Below are 21,173 nucleotides of genomic sequence, written 5' to 3'. Positions count from 1 at the left end.
TATTATTTAATATTAATAATCAAAGAGTGTTGGTATTGGCTAACCAACACTCTTCTTAGTGAAGAAACCTATTCTTTAGGTATGAACATGTTTTCTTTGGTTTCCTCACTTACTTTTAATAATATCTCATCATTAGGCTCCAGATTGCCAAATACCTCTATTGTCATTCCGTTTGTCCGTCCTTTCCGAACAGGTACTTTTTGAGTTTTGCCTTCTACAATTTTCATGACATATATACCCATATTTCCATCGACCAAAGCTGATTTGGAAATAAAGAATGTAGGTTCTTTAGATTGGAGAGTAATGTTTGCATCAACAATCATACGAGGTAATAAAAGGTTATCTTGATTTTGCACATCAATCTCGATACGTTCAGCCCTTAATTTAGAATCCAAAGCACCTGCTTTTCTGACAACAAGTCCCGTAAATACTTTCTGAGGAATTGATTTGGCTGAAAATTTCACGGTGTCACCTATTTGAATGTAAGGAGTATGAGCTTCAGGAATTGCTAATACAAGCCTTAATGCTGCATCTTTTTGAACGACCAACAATGGTCTGTCTGAACCTTTACCCGCAGGACCTACATAAGCACCTATATCTGTATTACGTTCTGTTACAATCCCCGAAAAAGGTGCACGTATAACCAGATAATTCTCCATTGCCTTAATCTCTTGGTAAACAGATTTTGATGCAGTGTATTGGGCTTCGTCAGCGTCTTTCTTTGCTGTTATTTGATCAATGGCATCTTGCGAAACAGCCCCTTCTGTTTGAGCAGCTTTGATAGTTCTGTCATAAGTTGCTTTCGTGGCTATATAAATAGCCTCCTGTGCTTTCATCTTCGACAGTGCAGATGCTAGTTGAGAATTAATCTCAGGGGCTTCCATAGTTATTAATACTTGACCTTGCGAAACCTTAGAGCCTACATCGACCTTTAGTGTTTGTACATAGCTGGCAACTTTTGCATAAATCTGTACTTCCTGATCTGCAATTAATTCCCCGGGAAGGCGAACCGGTACTGTCGGATTTGATTTATTGAGTTTGACAGTCTCTAAGCTCATAGGCATATTCATTCCAGCTTGCGGTTCTTCTGCTTTCTTTTCTTTAGTTGAGCATGCACCGAATAGTAAGATGAATGTTGTAGCTAAAACAATATTATATATCTTTTTCATTCTGCTTATTTCTTATTTAATTTCATTATCAAAGTATTTACTTTCTGCATCTTCCGGATCTAAGGATACCGATTGTATCGATGCTTTATTTTGCATGTAGGCATATATCTGAGGAAGTATAACTAATACGGCAAAAGTAGAAGCTATAATACCACCAATCACAGCTCGTCCAAGAGGAGAGGTTTGATCTCCACCTTCTCCAAAGCCAATAGCCATTGGGAGCATACCTGCCGTCATCGCTAAACTTGTCATGATAATAGGACGTATACGCAGAGCCGCTGCCTCCTTAGCTGCCCCTAGAGCATCACCGGTTTGCTTACGGATATCCTCTGCATTCGATATAAGCAGCAAAGCATTCGCAATAGATACTCCGATTGACATGATTAGACCCATGTAAGATTGCAGGTTAAGAGTTGAGCCTGTTAACAGAAGCATACTCAATGCTCCCAGAATTACAGCCGGAACACTGGTTAATATGACTGCCGATACTTTGAAAGATTGGAAATTTGCAGCCAACATAATAAATATCACAACAATGGATACGAGTAATCCTCCTTCCAAACTATTCATTGTATCGGTCAATACCGGAGCCATCCCTGCCACTTCAACATTCAATCCTTTAGGCATTTCCCCCAATGAGTTAATCGCTGCTTGTATATCTTTAGCTGCACGTCCTAAATCTTTTTGATGAACGTTGGCGATAACAGAAGTATATCCCATGGAGCCTTTGTTATAACTTTCCCCGTATCCTTTACCTTGTGTAATAGTAGCAACATCACCGAGAATGGGACGAACACTCCCTTTAGATACCGGAATATTCGATAAATCATCAACACTCGACATTTCATTAATAGGCACTTGTACCTGAATATCATAGGCCATATTCATCATACCGCCTATCCAGAAGTTCTTATTGGTATAACGGGATGATGATGTAGATGCAACCATTGAACGGGTAATATCAGACATATCAACTCCTAGTTGAGCTGCACGCACACGGTCCACATCAATATTCAGAGTCGGGTAATTTAAAGATTGAGGTATTTGCTGATCCCGCAAATAATTAATTTCGTTGAGCTTTGCCAAAAGCTTATTGGCATACATTTCGTTACGTTTCTTCATCATTCCTGAGAAGCGTACTTCAATCGGGTTATTCGTTCCCTGGCTCAACACTTTTTCGGTCAAATCCATTGGCTCAAAAGATATCTGCAATTCAGGCATTTTCTCTTTCAATTGCTTACGAATTTCTTCTTTCAGGTTATCCAGATTTAAATGATTATCATTCATTGCCACCTGAAGTGTCGCTTCATGAGGTCCTGCATTGTATAGATAGATAGGACTCACCGCAAATGTGGATGGGTGTTGTCCGACAAAAGCTGAGGTGATCTTTATATGATCTTTACCTATCATTTGGTCTAATTCATCTAATACTTTATGTATCTTTTGTTCTGTTACATCCAGCCTTGTTCCTTCGGGAGCTTTGATTCTCATTTGAAACTGGCTGGAATTAACAGAAGGGAGTACATCTCTACCGATTATATTAAATAACAAAACCACAATGCCAATACTTGCAAGCAAATAACCGAATGTAATTATCTTTCGCTTATTAAGCAGACCACTGATAAAATTCTCAAACTTGTTTCTAAACCGATCAAAAGCACCCTCTTTATGTTCTTCTTTAATTTCTTTCTCTTTTATCAGCCAGTTGGATAGGATAGGCACAAATGTCTGAGAAAGAAGAAAAGAGGTTATCATCGCAAAACTGATAGCTAAAGCCAAAGGTTTAAACAATGCCCCGGGTATTCCCGACATCGTGAGTGCAGGCACAAAAGCTGCCAGCACACTCAACATGATAAGTAACTTAGGAAAAGCAATTTCTTTACAAGCATCCCATACGGCGGTTGCCTTTTTCTTACCCATCTCTAAGTGGCGATGTATATTCTCTATCGTGACAGTACTTTCATCTACCAATATCCCGACAGCCAGAGCAAGACCGGACAAGGTCATAATATTAATCGTTTGCCCGAACAATTGCAGAAATAAAACAGATGATATTAACGAAATCGGTATTGTCAGAATGACAATAAATGCAGAACGTCTGTCCCGAAGGAATAACAAAACCATCAGTCCGGTAAGCAAAGCTCCGATTACTCCTTCGGTAATCAAACTTTTTACGGCATTGATTACATACGTTGATTGATCGAACTCGTAAGAAATGGTTACATCATCAGGAAGGTTTTTCTGGATTGTAGGTATCTGAGCTTTCAAGTTCTTCACAACATCCCAAGTAGAGGCTTTTCCCGATTTAGCAATATTGATATAAACAGAACGTTTTCCGTTTACCAAAGCATATCCTGTTGTTATATCTGCTCCATCTTTTACCGTTGCTACATCACGCAGATATACGGTCTGAACATCTCCTTTAAATAGTGGTATATCTTCAAAATCCTTTACTCCTTTTATAGTATTATTTGTAGGAGTCAGGTAATTGATGTCTCCAATCTGCACATTACCCCCTGGAGCGGTAATATTGTTCTTGGTGATCGCTTCTACAATTTGATCCGGTGACATATTGTGCACCCGCAATGCCGAAGGATCGACATTGATCTCAATTGTTCGGGGGCTTCCCCCAAACGGAGGTGCACTCGTAAGACCGGGAATTGCAATAAGAAAAGGTCTTGCCGTAAAGTTGGCAATATCCTGCAATTCATTATTTGTTTTAGTGGAACTCTTAAAAACAAGTTGTCCTACAGGTTGAGACGAAGCATCGAAACGGATAATGAAAGGAGCTGGAGCCCCTGGTGGTAAGAATACTTGCGATCTGTTGGATAAGGCACTGATTTCAGCAATTGCCTGCCCCATATCCGTATTCTCATAAAAAGTCACCTTCATCAAGGTAAGACCTTGCGTATTTTTTGTTTCAATGTTTTTGATACCATTGGTAAATAGCATCATATTGATGTACATTTTAGTGAAATATCCTTCCATCTGGCTAGGAGTATAGCCTCCGAATGAGTGTGCAATGTAAACCACCGGCAAATTCATTTCGGGAAGAATATCCACCCGCACATCACGGGTTGCTTTTATTCCGAAAAATAACAACCCCATTACCAGTACCAATACCGCTATTGGTTTACGTAATGCAGCTCTGATTAAATTCATATTTTATTGATCTATTTCGTTAGTGAATAAATTGATGTCTCCCACAGAAGAAGCTTTCAACAATAAAGCTTGCCAAACGTTGATAATTGCAATCTCGTTATCCGTTTCGGCTCTGTTCAGACTATAAAAAGATTGAGTAAGATCTGCAATCGTGGTTAATCCGTTTTTATACAAAGCTAAATGTTGTTGATATGCTTCAGTGGCAGCTTTTACTTGTATAGGAGATTCTTTTTTATAATCCAAAGCATTAAGTATTCTTCCGTCTGCCATAAGTGATTGGGCTTTTAATTCACTTTCTAATAACTTATATTCATCAACTAATGCTGATGAAGTGAATCTTTGGCTTTTTATTTTAGAATGATTACGGAATAGTGATGTAAAATTCCACGTTACACCGACACCAATCAAATAGTTAGTCCTGTCTATTCCAACTCCGTCTGTGTACTTTCGGGAGAAGGCTGAATTATCCTGAACATAATTATATTCAAAACCCGATCCTCTCCCTTGCAATACTCCGAATAAAGAAAATCTTGGCAGATTTTGAGATTTCAATAACTTTATCTGTCCATTACTATGATCTATAATGGCTTGCTTATATAGCAATGAGGGATGATTTTGAGAGTCTTCAGATGCTAAAGAAAGTAACGCTGGTGACGATTTTGAGAAAGTATCCTCCAATTGAAATTGGGTATATTCAATACCTAAAAGAACGGCTAATACTTTCGATAACTCAAGTTCTTTATCCAAAACTTTTATCAGACTTATTTTTGCATTCGATACTTCTGCCTGAGCCAAAGAAGCGTCTACCTTTGGCTTCAATTCACTGTCTGCTAGACTCTGTACCGTTGAGAGGAATACCTCGGCTCTATCTACATTTTGTTGTTGGACAAATACCATTCGTTGAATAGCTAATAGATTAAGATAAGCTGACACGGTTCGTATCTGATGCTGAAATATTTCCTGTTTTAAATCAGAACTATTTTTTTCTTTTGCCAGACGGGACAGATTTATATTATTACTGATCTGACCGAAAGTAAAAAAATCCCAATTGATATTAGCCAGATACAGAGAGCCGAAAGCGGCGTTCCAGTTTTGCTCAGCCAAAGGGACACTGGTTGACGCGACTCCGAGTCCTCCAAAACCATACATAGGTCCGTTCTGGGCATTGATAGTTCCGTAGCTTTGCTGAGCTGAAAATTTCAGGTCGGGTAGATATTCTCGTTTACTAGCTTGTTCTGTGGCTTCTGATGCTTGCAGATAATTTCTCTTCGCTTTGATACTTTGATAATTACCTGAGGCAATACGCAAGGCATCCTGCATACTCAACGATGTTTGAGCAGGTAGAATCTTACATACCGAAAGCAGCATCAGTAGAACAATTATTTTTTTGTTCATATTCTGCTTTTTATGAAAATGTATAAATTGAATGAATAGTCTTTTAGATGAAAAGACTAAAAAAATGAAGTGTATTATGCCTTTAGAAAAAAGACACAATAAGTCTTCCTATTGTTGAGCAATAGGTTTAAATAAGGTAAGTGCAGTTAAGAATATGAATTGGATTTTGAGCTCCTAGTGGCGGGGCATTTGTTACCGGATAAGTTTCTTTGCTGATCGTATTCGCATCTGGAGTAATATATCCAGATAAAAATATACTTAGAATCTCAATTTGTTGAGGTGTAATCTCAATATGTGAAATGTTATGGTTCTGGTCAACCTTTAGCTGTAAATGCTCTTTTGAGTGTTTACAGCAACTTCCATCTTTCTTACATTGCTTTTGTGTACAATTTGGACATTTGTCACAATTCAAATTATTCACAACTAAAGAGGTTTTCATTAATCGATTCTGACAATACACATTATAATTGATAAATCCAATCGATATTACCAAATAGAATGCAGCGAGTATGATTAATAAAAAACTTTTCATTTCAATACCAAAATTAATACTCAATTTCGATTTTAAGAAATAGAAATCTATAAGAATTACGAAAAATAACAATTGAGCAAACTTTGTTCTAGTTTCTTATGAAGAGTCAATAATAGACTTTTTTCAAAATCTTTGTAAAGACTAATCTTATGCTTGTCAATTTCGTGTATTATTTGATTAAAATATAATTTGCCTTGAGTTGTAAATGTTATTTTGAGAATACGAGTATCTATATCATCTCTATCTCTCTTTACTAAGCCTTTTTTTTGTAAAGACCTTAAAACTGTAGATACCGTCATTGCATCAATTAGAGCTGTGTCAGATAAACGAATCTGAGTGAGCTCTTTCCCTTTATTTGAGTGCTCAAATATTGCAGCTAATATCTCAAATTGAGTACAAGTTAAACCAAATTGGTTTAGTATGTTTTTTCTATTTCTCAAGATTATTTTTCCAATTAACAACACTGTTTTTTCTAATTCGTAAGGCAGTGTTATTGGGCTATTATTACTATTCATATGGAGGCTATTTTCTTGTTAATTAATATGATGAAGATTATCCCTTTTTGAAAATCGCTATAAATATACACCATGTGATAAATGCTGATATTCCCATGAACGGAACAGGATAATTGAGCTTTGCACACGAACCATTACTACATCGTATTAAGAGATACCAAAATAAAAGACCGATAATAGATCCTATGCTCAAACTAATGATAGATATATATTTATCAAAAAAAACATGTTTTGGAGGTGTCGGTTCCAGCTTTTTTACCGGACTTACTCTAATTTTATTACTCATAACCATGTCCTTTAAATACAACCACTCTGAATAAATATTTAATGAAAAATAAATTAGAGTGGTTATATAAAATTTATACTAAGTATTTATACCTGACAACATGTAGGTAACGCCTCGTAAGCATCTGGATCTGCCGGATCTTTATCAGTACGATGTCCCACTTTAGCTATCGCTTTGCTTATAGAATCAAGATTTGTTAGTTTAGAGTCGAAACTGAGATCAATTTTCTTCTTACTTATGTCCCAATTGGCAGAAGCAACACCTTTTACACTTTTAGCGGCTGTTTCAATGCGCTCTTTACATATTTCACAATCACCTTGTACTCCGAGGGTAGCATGATCAATGCTACTCGCAAGTTCTGATTCAGGATTCGTTTTTGAATCCTGAGTTTCTATTACCGATGTATTATGTCCCTCTTTAGTCGAAGCATTGGAATTACACGAAGCCAAAAATATTACACCGAAAGTCATTGATGCTATAAAAAAATGTTTCATTTTATTTTAAATTAATTGTTTAAAAAAATCGATTATTTAGTAACTCTGTATTTACAGCAGCTCGGTAATGCATCATAAACAGCATTTGGAGCCTTATATTTATTTGTGTCGTGTCCTGCATTCGCTATAGCTTTGCTAATCTCATTAATTGATGTCTTAGTCGGATCAAAGTTTAACTGAAGTTGTTTTGATTTCTCATTCCATGTTGCGAGTATCACTCCATTTACCGATTTTGCCGCTTTCTCAATACGGCTTTTACATATTTCACAAAGTCCTTGTACACTAATTATACTCTGTTCTGTATTTGTTTTTTTTTCAGTTTGAATATTTTTAGCCGTATTATGGTCTGGATGCTCATGATGATTCATATCATGAGAATTTCCAGTCATATTATGTTCTTCATGACCTGTTGCTGGACGAGCAGAATCCTCGTTCATCATACTGCGCTTTCCTTCTAATTGGGCACTCGCGTCTATTGTGAATGCACCATTAGTAACAATTTCATCGCCGTCATTTATACCTGAAACGACCACATACGAATCACCTAAAGAAGGTCCTAATTCTACCTGATGAAGCATAAATGCAGGAGTTTCAGTATTGGGTTGTTTTACATAAACAATTGAGCGTTTACCTGTCCAGAGAACGGCAGACTTCGGTATGACTAGCTGATTGTCGTATTGTTTAAGAGGTGACTTAATTACAGCATTAGCATACATTTCGGGTTTTAACTGCATTCCCGGATTGGCTGCCTCGATACGTATTTTAGCTGTACGTGTCACAGGATCTAATATAGGATTAATAAAAGAAATATTTCCCGACAATGTTTTTCCGGGCAATGCCTGAAGTGTATATTCAAGTTTATCCCCTACCTTTAAGAAAGGAAGATCCGACTCGTAAGCATCAAACATAACCCACACTCTTGAAAAATTAGCAACGTCAAACAGTACATTTCCCTGATTAACGTAATCACCCTGACTTACTTTTTTCCCGACAACAATACCACTAGTTGTAGCCTTTACTTCAACGTATGGCGAAATAGTCTTAGACTGTTCTATCCGCGAAATTTGTTGATCTGTTAATTTCCAGAGTCTTAGTTTCTCCCTTGCCGCCTGCAATAAGGCTGGCTGAACAGATTGCATTTTAGCAGCTTCGAGTAATTCTTGTTGGGCACTCAATAACTCCGGAGAATAAATAGTGGCAATAGTCTGTCCCTGATGTACACTCTCTCCTGTAAAGTTGATGAATAGCTTTTCTATACGACCATTCACGTGAGAGGTTTGAGATTGAGATAGGCGTTCATCTGCCTGAACTGTACCATACAAACGGACTTCTTTTACCGGATTTTGTTTGCTTACAACTGTTGTTTGAATATTTGCCAATGCGACAGCTTCTTTCGACATTTGTATTGCATCCGGGTCAACAGCTGCATCTCCTGTTCCTGCTGTTTTTAATGGAATCAGATCCATTCCACAGATCGGACACTTACCCGGTTTATCCATTTTTATTTGAGGATGCATCGAGCAAGTCCACACTTGTTTTCCGTTTTCATCTGTGGTCATCTCGTGGGTATGTCCTGAATGATCTTCCGCATGCATAGAGTCAGATCCTCCTGAAAATATTACCCATCCTAACAGAATGCCTATAAGTAGGATAATCCCGTACCTGATATAATTATTTCTGAACACTTGTTTTATTTTATTCGTATCCATAATATGAAAGTTTTTTATTGTTCCGTATCTTTTTTGAATGAAATTAATTTCTCTATAGAGGCTACCATTGTATTGTAACTTGCTATAGATTCCGCTTCTTTTAACTGATAGTCTAGTAACTGCCGTTGTACCTGAATTACATTAGTCAGGTCACTTTTACCTGAAACAAATTCCTGAATAATCAAATTATAGGTTGTCTTAGCTAACTCCTCCTGTTTTTTATACAAGGCAATCTTGCGGGCTGCATCATCAAGAAGGTGTTTAGTTTTATATAATTCTGATTCCAACGTATTGCGGGTATTATCATATTTCTCACGGCTGGCCTGCCACCAAAATTTACTCTCCCTCTGCTGAGCTTTGTATTTGTTTCGGTACAAGGGAATGCTGACAGATACCATTGGCATGATCATGTCTTTGCCATTCATATCACCCATTGCAAGCATTGTCTCATCAGTTTTCTTATTAAGCATATACTGCACTCCTATACCAAACATCGGATAACTCATCTTCTTATCCATTTCAGCTTTAGCCTTGTAAGAGAGACCTTCTTCTGTTATCATTCCCAGCATCGGATTCTGATTTTCGATTTTAGCCATTATAGATGCTCCATCGAAAAGAAATGGTGTCTGCTCGAATGATTCGGGGATCTGAATATCACTGCTCACATGACGATTCAATAGAGTATTAAATTTGGCTTTTTCTGCCGCTATTTCAGATAATAAGCTGGCTATGTTGTTTTCAATTTCGGCGATCTCCAATTGTATGCGTAAGACATCGGACATACCAGATGTGGAGGATCCCATAGAAGACATACCAGTAGAACCTCCTCCCATTGAGGACATATTACCTTGCGATGTAGACATAGAGGAAGATTTAGAGCTACCACCTCCCATTGAGGACATACCGGACATACCTCCGCCTGCAATCACAGGTGTGCTACTTGCTGCCGAAGGTGGGGGAGACGGAATGGAATATCCTGTAGATGAATTGCCCGATGGGGAAGCAAACTTGCGAACAGCCAGTTCTTCGAGTTGGGAAAGTAAAGCTTTATTTTCCCTGTTATTCACCAAACGTTGTTGTAAACTACATAAGATATACCATTGGGTATAGACATCAAGGTACAGATTGTCTCTTGTTTCTCTGAATTTCTCATAAGACATCTTTGCCATGTGCGTAGCCTCTTTCTGGGCTGCTTTTTTTGTGCCAAACCAAGGAAACATTTGCATTAGTTTAAACTCTGCAACCTGTTTTCCGCCTATGATATCCATTGGTTGAAGGAACATGCCTATTTCGAGTTGAGGATCTTCATAGGCTCCTTCTTGAGGTATCTTTTGCAAGGAAGCCTTATATGCAAAAAAATCGGCTTTTACTCCAGGATTATTTTGGGCAGCAACTTGCAAATAATGACTCAATGAGTCTATATTCTGTCCATATGTATTCATAAAGGACGTTGCTATTATGAATGCAATCAATAAATATTTTATATTATTTCTTTTCATAAGCTTTGTTTTTATTCTTTAATACCTCCATGTTTTCTTATAGCCCATTCTCTCCACCAACACTGGAATACAGGAACTACAAACATGGTCATAGATTGAATAAGCATACCGCCGAAAGTTGGTATAGCCATAGGGATCATTATATCAGATCCTTTTCCGGTAGAAGTCAATACAGGTAGTAAAGCAATCAATGCAGTAGCTGTGGTCATAGCTGCCGGACGTACCCTTTTTAATCCTGCATGTACTACAGCTTCCCTGATTTCATCTTTTGTATGAGGATTTTCTTTCAGGAATGTGTCATGTATATAAGTACCCATCAATACTCCATCGTTGGTAGCTATACCAAACAAGGCTATAAATCCAACCCATACAGCTATACTTAGGTTGATAGGATGCATCTGGAACATGTCCCGAACATTCGATCCTCCCATAGAAAAGTTCATAAACCAAGGTTCTCCATATAACCAAAGCAGAATAAATCCTCCGGCAAAAGCCACAATAACACCCGAGAAGTGAATGAGTGACGCTGTAACCGTTTTAAATTGGAAATAAAGAATTAGCAAAATAGCCAGTAGACTCAATGGTATTACTATGAGCAAACGATTGGCTGCACGTTCTTGCTGTTCATAATTACCTGCAAACTTGTAGGAAACTCCTTTAGGAAGCTGAATTTCTCCCGAAGCGATTTTCTCGGTCAATATTTTATCTGCTTCTTTTACAACTTCAACTTCAGCTTTACCTGCAACTTTATCGAAAATAACATATCCCAACAGGAAGGTATTTTCGCTTTGTATCATTTGTGCCCCTTTGGTATATTCTATATCTGCCACTTCGCTAAGAGGAATCTGTGCACCTGTAGCTGTGGGTACAATAAGTCTAGATAGCTCTTCGGGATTCTCTCTTAACTCGCGGGGATAGCGTAGTCTGACAGGGAAGCGTTCACGTCCTTCTACCGTTGTAGTTAATGGCATGCCACCAACAGCAGAACTAATTACTTCTTGTAGATCGGCTACTGTAATGCCATACCGAGCCATATTCTCCCGGTTCAGTTTGATTTCAATATATGGTGCTCCCACTGCTCGATCATAAAATACAGTTGAAGGAAGTATCGACGGAACATCTTTTAATGCAGCTTCCAAAGCTTTGCCTCCTTTCTCGATAGATTCAAGATCAGGACCTGATACTTTTATACCCATCGGAGCTCTCATTCCGGTCGATAACATGACCAGACGGGCTTCTATCGGTTGTAACTTCGGCGAAGAAGTAAGTCCGGGCATATGAGATACATTCACAATCTCTTGCCAGATATCATCCGTATTTTTTATCTGAGGACGCCATTGACGGAAATAGTCTCCATTCTTATCTATAACAAGGCTATCTGCCGGAATGAGTCGGAATCCATCTTTAGGGTTATGAGCTGAACCATTAGCAAGTAAAAACTCGCCCTTTCTGTTTACTTTGAACCGTTGTCTATGTCCGTTTTGATCCAAGATATATTCGGGACGATAATTTATTGTGTTTTCGAACATCTGTGTCGGTGCAGGGTCTAGAGCTGAGTTAACACGTCCCCATTTGCCGACAGTAACTTCAACTTCCGGAATATTGGATATGCGTTTATCCAATGTTTCAATATATGCTAGATTCTGCTCTATACCGGTATGAGGCATACTTGTAGGCATCAAAAGGAAAGAACCTTCATTCAAACTAGGCATAAATTCTTCACCGATACCCGGAAATTTATTACTGGAGGCTTGCCATATACTTGTTTGCCTGAATGTTTTCCAACCTACTGCTTCGAAGCCATTGGCTACGAAACCGAATGTTTTGTCAAATCCTATCCAGATAATCATACCGAAGAACACTGTTATGATAGGTATCATCATAAACTTCCAACGATGTGCAAGGCACCAATGCAAAATCCGCTCATAATAAATAACCAATACCCATAACATTCCTAATATAACTGCGATAGCCAATACAACAAACACAAAGTTGATAGGAATACCTTCTTGTGTACCTACAGGTAGCCATTCTATTGTCAGATAATAAACAGCTATGAGGATAGCGATACCGACATTTAGATAAGTAGGTATTTTACTGTTCTTCCATTTATGAGAAAACAGATTATTCAACCCGAATAAGCTTAGCCCTATTACAGGCACAATCCCAGTAAATATAAGCAGGACAATTCCACTCACAACAAGTGTAATGTTGCAAATCTTACGAATAAGTTTAGAACTTATCTTAAGTGAGAAAACATAATATGCTAAAGTAGGTAACATCGCTATACCTAACAAAAATGCTGATAGCAGGGCAAAAGTCTTGGTATAAGCCAGAGGTTTAAATAATTTACCCTCTTGGGCTTCCATTGCGAACACAGGCAGAAAGCTGATAATAGTAGTAAGCATAGCGGTAGACAATGCACCCGATACTTCGCTCACACTCTTATATATAAGGTCAACAAATGCTTTTCCTTTTGTTACGCCTTTATTAGATTCCTCTTCCATATGCCGGATAATATTCTCGACAAAGACGACACCGATATCCACCATTACCCCGATAGCTATTGCAATACCTGACAGTGCCACAATATTAGCTTCGATTCCTGCATAACGCATGATAATAAATGTCATTAACACTGCAATAGGTAAGATACTCGATATCACAACCGAAGCCCTCAGGTTAAAGACAAGTACAATAACTACAATAATACAAATAAGAACTTCGTGAGATAGAGCAGTTTCAAGCGTTCCAATTGTTTCCTGTATCAACCCCGATCTGTCATAGAAAGGAACTACCGTCACCTTGGAAACAGTTCCGTCTGCTAACGTTTTTTGTGGAAGACCGGCTTCCATTTCTTTGATCTTGTCTTTTACATTTTGTATAACCTGCATCGGATTAGATCCGTAACGGGCAACCACAACACCTCCGACAGCTTCGACCCCTTCTTTATCCAGTCCTCCCCGACGGGTAGCAGGTCCAAGATTGACAAATGCCACATCTTTTATTTTAACGGGAACTCCGTTTCGGACAGTAATTACAGCTTCTTCCAGATCTGATACTTTTTTTATGTATCCCAATCCTCTCACCAGATACTCAGCTTTATTAATTTCAACAGTTTCAGCACCGATATCAAGATTACTCTTTTGGACGGCATTCATCACATCCATTATAGATACGTTGTAAGCACGCATCGAGTTAGGATTTATCTCAACCTGATACTCTTTGATATATCCACCGATAGAAGCTACTTCTGAGACCCCTTCGGCTGATGAAATAGAATATTTGGCATAAAAATCCTGAACAGTTCTTAATTCATCAGGATCCCAACCTCCGGTCGGTTTTCCCGTTTCAGGATTACGACCTTCCAATGTATACCAAAATATCTGACCTAAAGCGGTTGCGTCTGGTCCTAAATTAGGTTGTACCCCTTCTGGAAGTGTTCCGGCTGGGAGAGAGTTTAGTTTTTCCAGAATACGAGAACGACTCCAGTAAAATTCTATATTGTCATCAAATATGATATAGATGAAAGACATTCCGAACATGGATGTACTACGGATGGTTTTTACCCCGGGTATCCCTAATAGGGATGTTGTCAGTGGATAAGTTATCTGATCCTGAATATCTTTCGGTGAACGTCCCATCCATTCGGATGCTACAATCTGTTGGTTTTCTCCGATATCGGGGATTGCATCCACAGGCACTGGATCACTAGGTAGTAATCCTCCGTGCCAATTAAAAGGAGCTGTTGATAATCCCCAAACAATTAGAATAACCAGTAATAACATTGTTATTAATCTGTTATTTAAAAAATACTTAATAATCTTGTTAAGCATAGTAAGAATTATTTACGTTTATTTATTCTTTTAAAGTTTGCCAATTTCCGCCATCGTGTACATTTGATAGTCCCAGTTTTGTGAGAATATTCTTAGCTATTTTACTCCTATTTCCTGTACGACAGACAACAACTACATTTTCATATTTGAGTAAAAACTCTTTTGATTCAGCTAGGTTGTCTAAGGGCAAATTGACTGCACCAGGGAAGTGTGCCTCAAAGAATTCTATATGAGCCCTAACATCAACAATGAGTGTTGAGTTTAAGGACAATGAATAGATTGAATTTTCAGAATGAATTACAATAGAATCTGTTCGATATATTGTTTCACCTGAATCTTGAGCCTGAATGTAGGTTGGTAGGAATGCCAAGCCTATTAAAAAATAATATGGTTTCATTATATTTTAATTTTATAAGCATAGGTACGACGGGGTACATCCACCAAACAAAACAGTAATTAAAGCTGATTTGTTAAACGGATAAATCGCAGTTTGGTAACTAAAAAGTTACTCTACTTATAAAATCAAATGCGGTAGATACAAATATAGGAGAGTAAATCTATATTTAATTTACTCAGACCTCCAGGAGGAAAAATATGTTTGATCGTAACTGTACTATCAAACTCAAAATCCTTGAATATTGAATAAAACACAAACCAAACATTTATAAAGAATGGCAGTGTATTATTCAAGTTCGTTTGCTGAACTTGATAGTTATAATCATCTGTAGACAATTGTACATGATTAAAAGAACAGCAATTATTATAATCTTCTACAAGTGATGTTTGTGATGTATGATCAGACTTAGGCTCATTTTCGCAGTTGTCTTTAGACATGTTCTTCATCTTATCACAACAAGAATGATTGGTCTGATTGGGTTTAGCTAAATTAACAGAATAGAAATCACCCGCACAAAAATGCATTGCCAGCACGGGATGAGCCCCTGCGACAAGGATTATAAGTGTTATAAGTGAAAGTAATACTGATAAAAACCGTTTCATTAACTAAACATATTTACTATAAAATATCTTAACATACAAATATATACATATACATCAAATATTAGATATAAAAATCTATAAAAAGAGATGATGTGGTCTATTTTTACAATATATAGCTTAAACGTTATGTGTAAACATCTTCATTTCGATTCTGATATTAATAAAACAATATACAGTAAAATTAAACCTTACTGTATATTGTTGTCGTAAAGGTTTGTTATCGAATAATAAATTTACTCTTCTAACTTAGTACGACTAAAATATTGATTATTACTAATGGAACTTATATCTGTATTTCATATATATAATATTGAAATTAATGGCATGTTTCGAACGATAAAGGCTATTTATCTATTTGCCATTTTAATAAATCGTTTCATTCCGTAATACCCCATAATTAGAGTAAATATCACAATACCAGATAGACTGAATATTAGAGGCATTGTTTCCCCTGATGAATTAAGAATAAAGCGTAATGCTTCATTGATATATACTAATGGATTAATCAGAGTCAGATATTTTATTACAGGAATTGTTTGAAGTGCTGACCAATTGAAAAATATAGCTCCAGTGAATATTAGAGGCATTAAAAAACCAGGGAACATAGCTGCTATTTGGGTTGGTTTCACGATGGTTCCAACTAATAATCCTAATGTCGCAGATGTAATAGAACTAAGTAATAGTACAACAAATAAAAAAAGGCCACTTGCTACATCTAGTGAAATATTGAGATGACTACCCATAAATATTAAAGATATAGGTAGCACAATCAGGGCTCCAATCCAAGACTCAATTATACCTACAAACATTTTCGCCCAAGCTACAATCTTTACATTGACGGGAGCTTGAAGTCTATCTTCTATTTCTCGCGTGTTGTTAAAATCCATAGCTAAAGGCACAGCTGTTCCATGAATTCCTGTAACTAACAAACTCATACCTAGTACACCGGGAAACATTTGATTCGGAAAATCAATATCCAATATTCCTATTTGGGGTAGTATAAACCCATATGTTAAAATCAAAATAAAAGGTAACATACCTACTCTAAAGACAAATTCTTTCCAATCTCGGCTTTGGATAAGCAAATCCCGTCTTACCATTATTTTAAACACATTCAACTGATTTAATTTCTTTTCCATAACCTCTTTAGTTATTTTTTTTATCATTAGTTGTCAGATATATAAATATATCATCCAAGGTGGTAGCACTAAGATTGATACTTTCTAGGCTAAGATGTTTATTTTCGATCCATATAAGGAGTTCATTAAGCACAGTCTTACTGTTTTCAGCATATATTATACAGTTCTTTTCATCCTTGACACTCAGACTAATTACGTTTGGCAGCTTTTTTACTTCATCTACAATTTCTTCTGTCACATAATCTAAAGTAATAGAAATAATCGTTTGGGAAGGAACTAATTCTCTTAACTCTTGTACCGTTCCGATCGCTTTAATTACTCCCTTGTTGTAAATAGCTACTTTATCTGAAAAACGCTCTGGCTCCTCCATATAATGAGTTGTAAGAAATACAGTTGTATTAAATTCTTTATTCAATCTTAACACTTGTTGCCATAGAACTTCCCGATAGGCGGGATCCAGTCCTGTAGTAGGTTCATCCAAGAATAAAATTTCAGGTTGGTGCATTATTGCTCTGGCTATTTTTAATCGTTGTGCCATTCCTCCTGAAAAACTTTTGACGTAATCATTCTTCCAATCTGTAAGACCAAAACTTTCAAGTAGTTCATCAGCCCGATTTGCTGCTTCTGCTTGGCTCATCCCAAAATACTGTCCATGATAAATTAAATTCTCACGAGCAGTGAGCCCTCTGTCTAGATTATTATGTTGAGCGACTACCCCGACTTTACTCTTCGCGAAAATTGGATTATCTTTTAAAGACTGACCTTGAAAAAGAATTTCTCCTGATGTTGGGGTTAGTTGAGCTGTTAACATATTAATCGTTGTACTTTTTCCAGCACCGTTAGGCCCTAAGAATGAGAATATTTCCCCTTTCATTAGCTCAAAGGATATTTCATTGACAGCAATATGTGGATCTCCATTCTTTTTGATGTATACTTTCTTAAGATTCTTTACCTCAAGAATAGTTTCTGATTTCAATTCTTTCATACAATTAACGTCTTATATGATTATATTTTATGTCCACTTAACTTTATGGAACAAAATTATATATAAGCAGATAGTTTATGTTGTAGAATTATAGAAATGATTTGTAAGATTTACACCTCATCTAATGGTTTTCTTTTATCCTCTTTTATTTGTTTAAAATGACTTGGAGTGAGTCCTGTAGTTTTTTTAAATTGGTTACTAAGATATGCAACACTAGAGTAATTAAGTCGAAAGGCTATTTCATTCAAAGATAGCTCATCGTAGACCAATAATTCTTTAACTCTTTCGATCCTCTGTGCAATTAAATATTTTTCGATAGTGATACCCTCTATCTTAGAAAAGATATTTGATAAATAACGATAATCATGGTGTAATTCAGTGCTCAATATTTCAGAAAGATTTAATTTCAGACTGTCTTCTTCGTAATGAACACATCGGATGATAATATTTTTAATTTGTTCAATAATTTGGCTTCGGAAATCATTAATCAGTTCAAATCCTAATAAATTTAGGCTATTAATTAATTTGTTCTTCTCATCTTTAGATAGTTCTTTTTCCAAAGAAACCTCACCCAGTTTAATGCTGTTCACTTTAATGCCAATTTTTTCCAATTCAGCATTTATCACCAATATACAGCGATTGCATACCATGTTTTTTATAAATATTACAGCCATATTCCCATTATTGATTATATAACAAAACTACAAATTAATATATGCTTTGATAATATTTAGTTGTTGTATTTTTCAGTTTTTAATAGAAGATACTATCTTCTCAAAATAAAAGTTAACCATGTGGCTTTAATTGAAATACGTGATTATATTATTCATATATAATATTACTCTTACAAGGAAAAGAAATAGGTGCTATATGATATATAGAAAGAAAGTTGCAGTTGTATTAATAAGTATTTTCATTAGTATAGTACTAACGAAACCGCGACACTTCATATTCATAGATCACAGCCATTTTTGTTCTGAAACTTCGAAATGTACATCTGAACAGATGTTATCTGATCAGCACCATGATTGCTGTATTTGTCTTTTTTCTTTTTATAATTTACTCCACAAAAACTAGGAGTGTATGGCAGCAGCCCATAAGTGTAGTTATTGCAAAGCTGATTGTTTTGGATCAGATTAAACCATTACTACTACTTATTTTATCGATATCAACACGTAGTCCTCCCAAACTAATTATGTAGCTTATTGTCGCATATATTTGTCTTTACTTATCATATTAAGCGTAGGCGTATATCTACTATGCGTAGTCCAAATACTAAGTTCATAATTACATTCTGCAGATTTATTAATTTAGATTCTTCATTTATTAATGTAATAATTAATATACGATAAATGTTGCGATCTGTTGCTCTGTAATGATGAAAGTATTGTCTTAAAATTCTTGATAGTAATAGATAATATATGCCCTAATTAATATTTTCGATGTGGAAAGGAGCTAAATAAAGATTGAAATTGAAGTGAATAAATATTAGTTTTTGCTATCTTTGAACCTAGCCATGAGGCAGACAATTCATAGACAATAACTGCTTAAAATGCTGTAAAAAAGCGTTGCTAATTCGTAACCAACAGTTTCTTTGAAATTATAATACACTGAAAAGTACGATATAAGGAGAAAGGTTCACATGCCTCTCTCTAAATTCAGTGTAAGACTTTTTATTTTGAAAATATTAGCTGATATAGCTAAGTACTTCTTCAAATTTTGGCATATAATTAAAATATATTATATTTGTAATGAGTAACTAATGTACGGACAAGTGTGTCTTATACTAAGACAAAATGTGATATTTTGAAATATTACAAAGTGTTCACCTTTGCAAAATTAGGTGAGACAAATATTTGATATGCAGTTTTTTAACTAAAAAATAATGGATCCCGTCCATACCGCCAATAAGATTTACAAATCGAAGAAAAGTCCTGAAATTCAACAGAATTCAGGACTTTTTTGTTTTCAGACCTTAGCAAAAAATACCATTAAAAAGCGGTCAAAAAGGCTCATCCGTGCGACTTCAAGAATGAAAGAGAATACCCCACTTTTATCGTAGCTTATTCTATATAATTCAATATTTTACATATAATAAATTGGCTTTCAGTAGTAGTTTTGTCAATGTAAACTTCTGCTTAGAAAGTAGAAGTTGTTAGATACCTATGCAGCTCTACAGGAACCTAAGTATAAACAGAAAAATTATAGAGAAAGAAGCTGAGACTCAAATTTTGGGACAGCTTCTTTGTCTTTAATATTAATATATATCAAGAAGATCAAATATCAGAGCTTTATATATATATATTCTTTCTATACAAAAAATGCGCCAATCCCCAACAAACCGCAATGAATAGTAAAGCCAAAGAAAATGAAGCCAGATAAGGGTCTATATTCCTTGCTAGAATTGCATATAACCAACTTTTAAAACCAAATCCAGTATTATTCAAAGGAATAGAATCAACTAAAACAGAGACTATACCCGCAAATACATAGATTGCAAGAGGATTAACTCCGAAGGATTGAAAGAAAAGACTCCACGATTTATATCCTTTCACATCAATAATCCAGATCAACAATGATAGTAACAGTGCTCCCGATCCGCATGTAGTAAGGACAAAGGTGGGTGACCAGATTTTTTTATTAATCGGACAACCATAGTTTAACAAAAAGCCCAAAAACAGAAGTATAGTTCCACATAAAAACAGATTTAACATGCGGTCTTTATTGTCTTTGATTGTTATCAACATTTTACCACATAAGAAACCGATCAATACATGGCAAACAGATGTAATAGTACTCAAAATACCTTCGGGTTCTACCCCGTGCTCTATATACATGTGTTGTTCACCCAAAATATAGCGATCTATTATTCCTAAAATATTACTTTCGTCGGACTGAAATCCATTCCCAAAAATAAGAATCAAGAAATAGCAGACAAGGCCTATGGCAATTATGTATGGAATGTACCTATGCTTAACGAATATAATAATCAAAGATGCCACTCCATAGCAAAGAGCTAATCGTTGCATTACCCCCAATATGCGAAGATGTTCAAAGTTCGTTACCGAAAGTTCCAGAAGATGAAAGAATGGTAAACCTGTGCTTTTCAATTGAAAGAAAGTGGAAACAGATAGCCCAAGCCATGCTAAAAATAATCCGACAAAGAAAATAAGAAATGTTCGTTTCAATATTTTGCTAATAACCTGTTTAGTAGGTTCAAAATCGAATTTACGCAGCGAGGCATAACAAGATATTCCCATTATAAACATAAAAAAAGGGAAAACCAGATCGGTTGGCGTTAGCCCATTCCACTCTGCATGCCTCAATGGAGCATAAACGTATTCCCATGATCCGGGATTGTTTACCATAATCATACCGGCAATGGTTATCCCCCTCATTACATCTAAGGATAAAAGTCGATTATTTAAGTTTACAAGTTTTGTTGACATTGAT

General features: G+C 36.2%; 15 protein-coding genes. All 15 read right to left on the bottom strand.

Annotation, left to right across the window (positions count from 1 at the left end; translation table 11 throughout):
• Positions 1-68: 68 nt before the first annotated feature.
• Positions 69-1,169, bottom strand: coding sequence for an efflux RND transporter periplasmic adaptor subunit (locus BGO84_RS03580; RefSeq protein WP_291027714.1), 1,101 nt, complete (start codon positions 1,167-1,169; stop codon positions 69-71).
• 12 nt (positions 1,170-1,181) lie between these two features.
• Positions 1,182-4,331, bottom strand: coding sequence for an efflux RND transporter permease subunit (locus tag BGO84_RS03575; protein ID WP_291027712.1), 3,150 nt, complete (start codon positions 4,329-4,331; stop codon positions 1,182-1,184).
• Positions 4,332-4,334: 3 nt separating this feature from the next.
• Complete coding sequence (locus BGO84_RS03570; protein ID WP_291027710.1) at positions 4,335-5,726, bottom strand: TolC family protein; 1,392 nt, start codon at positions 5,724-5,726, stop codon at positions 4,335-4,337.
• Positions 5,727-6,314: 588 nt separating this feature from the next.
• A complete protein-coding gene (locus BGO84_RS03565) occupies positions 6,315-6,773 on the bottom strand; it encodes a MarR family transcriptional regulator (protein WP_291027708.1) in 459 nt (152 codons plus the stop codon).
• A 37-nt stretch (positions 6,774-6,810) separates the two neighbouring features.
• Entirely contained in the window at positions 6,811-7,059 is a 249-nt protein-coding gene (locus BGO84_RS03560; protein ID WP_291027706.1) for a hypothetical protein, read from the bottom strand.
• An 86-nt stretch (positions 7,060-7,145) separates the two neighbouring features.
• Positions 7,146-7,553, bottom strand: coding sequence for a heavy-metal-associated domain-containing protein (locus tag BGO84_RS03555; RefSeq protein WP_291027704.1), 408 nt, complete (start codon positions 7,551-7,553; stop codon positions 7,146-7,148).
• Positions 7,554-7,585: 32 nt separating this feature from the next.
• On the bottom strand, positions 7,586-9,262 hold the full coding sequence (locus BGO84_RS03550) for an efflux RND transporter periplasmic adaptor subunit (protein WP_291027702.1): 1,677 nt from the start codon (positions 9,260-9,262) through the stop codon (positions 7,586-7,588).
• A gap of 14 nt (positions 9,263-9,276) precedes the next feature.
• A complete protein-coding gene (locus BGO84_RS03545; protein ID WP_291027700.1) occupies positions 9,277-10,761 on the bottom strand; it encodes a TolC family protein in 1,485 nt (494 codons plus the stop codon).
• 11 nt (positions 10,762-10,772) lie between these two features.
• The gene (locus BGO84_RS03540) at positions 10,773-14,597 is read right to left on the bottom strand and encodes an efflux RND transporter permease subunit (protein WP_291027698.1); all 3,825 of its coding nucleotides are present in this window, start codon (positions 14,595-14,597) and stop codon (positions 10,773-10,775) included.
• A gap of 22 nt (positions 14,598-14,619) precedes the next feature.
• Positions 14,620-14,994 carry a rhodanese-like domain-containing protein gene (locus BGO84_RS03535; protein ID WP_291027696.1) on the bottom strand — a complete coding sequence of 125 codons (375 nt, stop codon included), beginning with the start codon at positions 14,992-14,994 and terminating at the stop codon, positions 14,620-14,622.
• 125 nt (positions 14,995-15,119) lie between these two features.
• Positions 15,120-15,596, bottom strand: a complete 477-nt coding sequence (locus BGO84_RS03530; protein ID WP_291027694.1) for a hypothetical protein — start codon at positions 15,594-15,596, stop codon at positions 15,120-15,122.
• Positions 15,597-15,943: 347 nt separating this feature from the next.
• A complete protein-coding gene (locus tag BGO84_RS03525) occupies positions 15,944-16,735 on the bottom strand; it encodes an ABC transporter permease (RefSeq protein ID WP_291027692.1) in 792 nt (263 codons plus the stop codon).
• 7 nt (positions 16,736-16,742) lie between these two features.
• Positions 16,743-17,720, bottom strand: a complete 978-nt coding sequence (locus tag BGO84_RS03520; RefSeq protein ID WP_291027690.1) for an ABC transporter ATP-binding protein — start codon at positions 17,718-17,720, stop codon at positions 16,743-16,745.
• 110 nt (positions 17,721-17,830) lie between these two features.
• Complete coding sequence (locus BGO84_RS03515; RefSeq protein ID WP_291027688.1) at positions 17,831-18,394, bottom strand: AraC family transcriptional regulator; 564 nt, start codon at positions 18,392-18,394, stop codon at positions 17,831-17,833.
• A gap of 1,617 nt (positions 18,395-20,011) precedes the next feature.
• Positions 20,012-21,169: a DUF5009 domain-containing protein gene (locus BGO84_RS03510; protein WP_291027686.1), complete on the bottom strand. Its 1,158-nt coding sequence runs from the start codon at positions 21,167-21,169 to the stop codon at positions 20,012-20,014.
• Positions 21,170-21,173 lie beyond the last annotated feature (4 nt).

Source organism: Dysgonomonas sp. 37-18, from assembly GCF_001899125.1.
In the GTDB taxonomy this organism is placed as follows: domain Bacteria; phylum Bacteroidota; class Bacteroidia; order Bacteroidales; family Dysgonomonadaceae; genus Dysgonomonas.
Note: the sequence above shows the minus strand (reverse complement) of the source record. Positions and strands in the feature narration are given on the sequence as shown.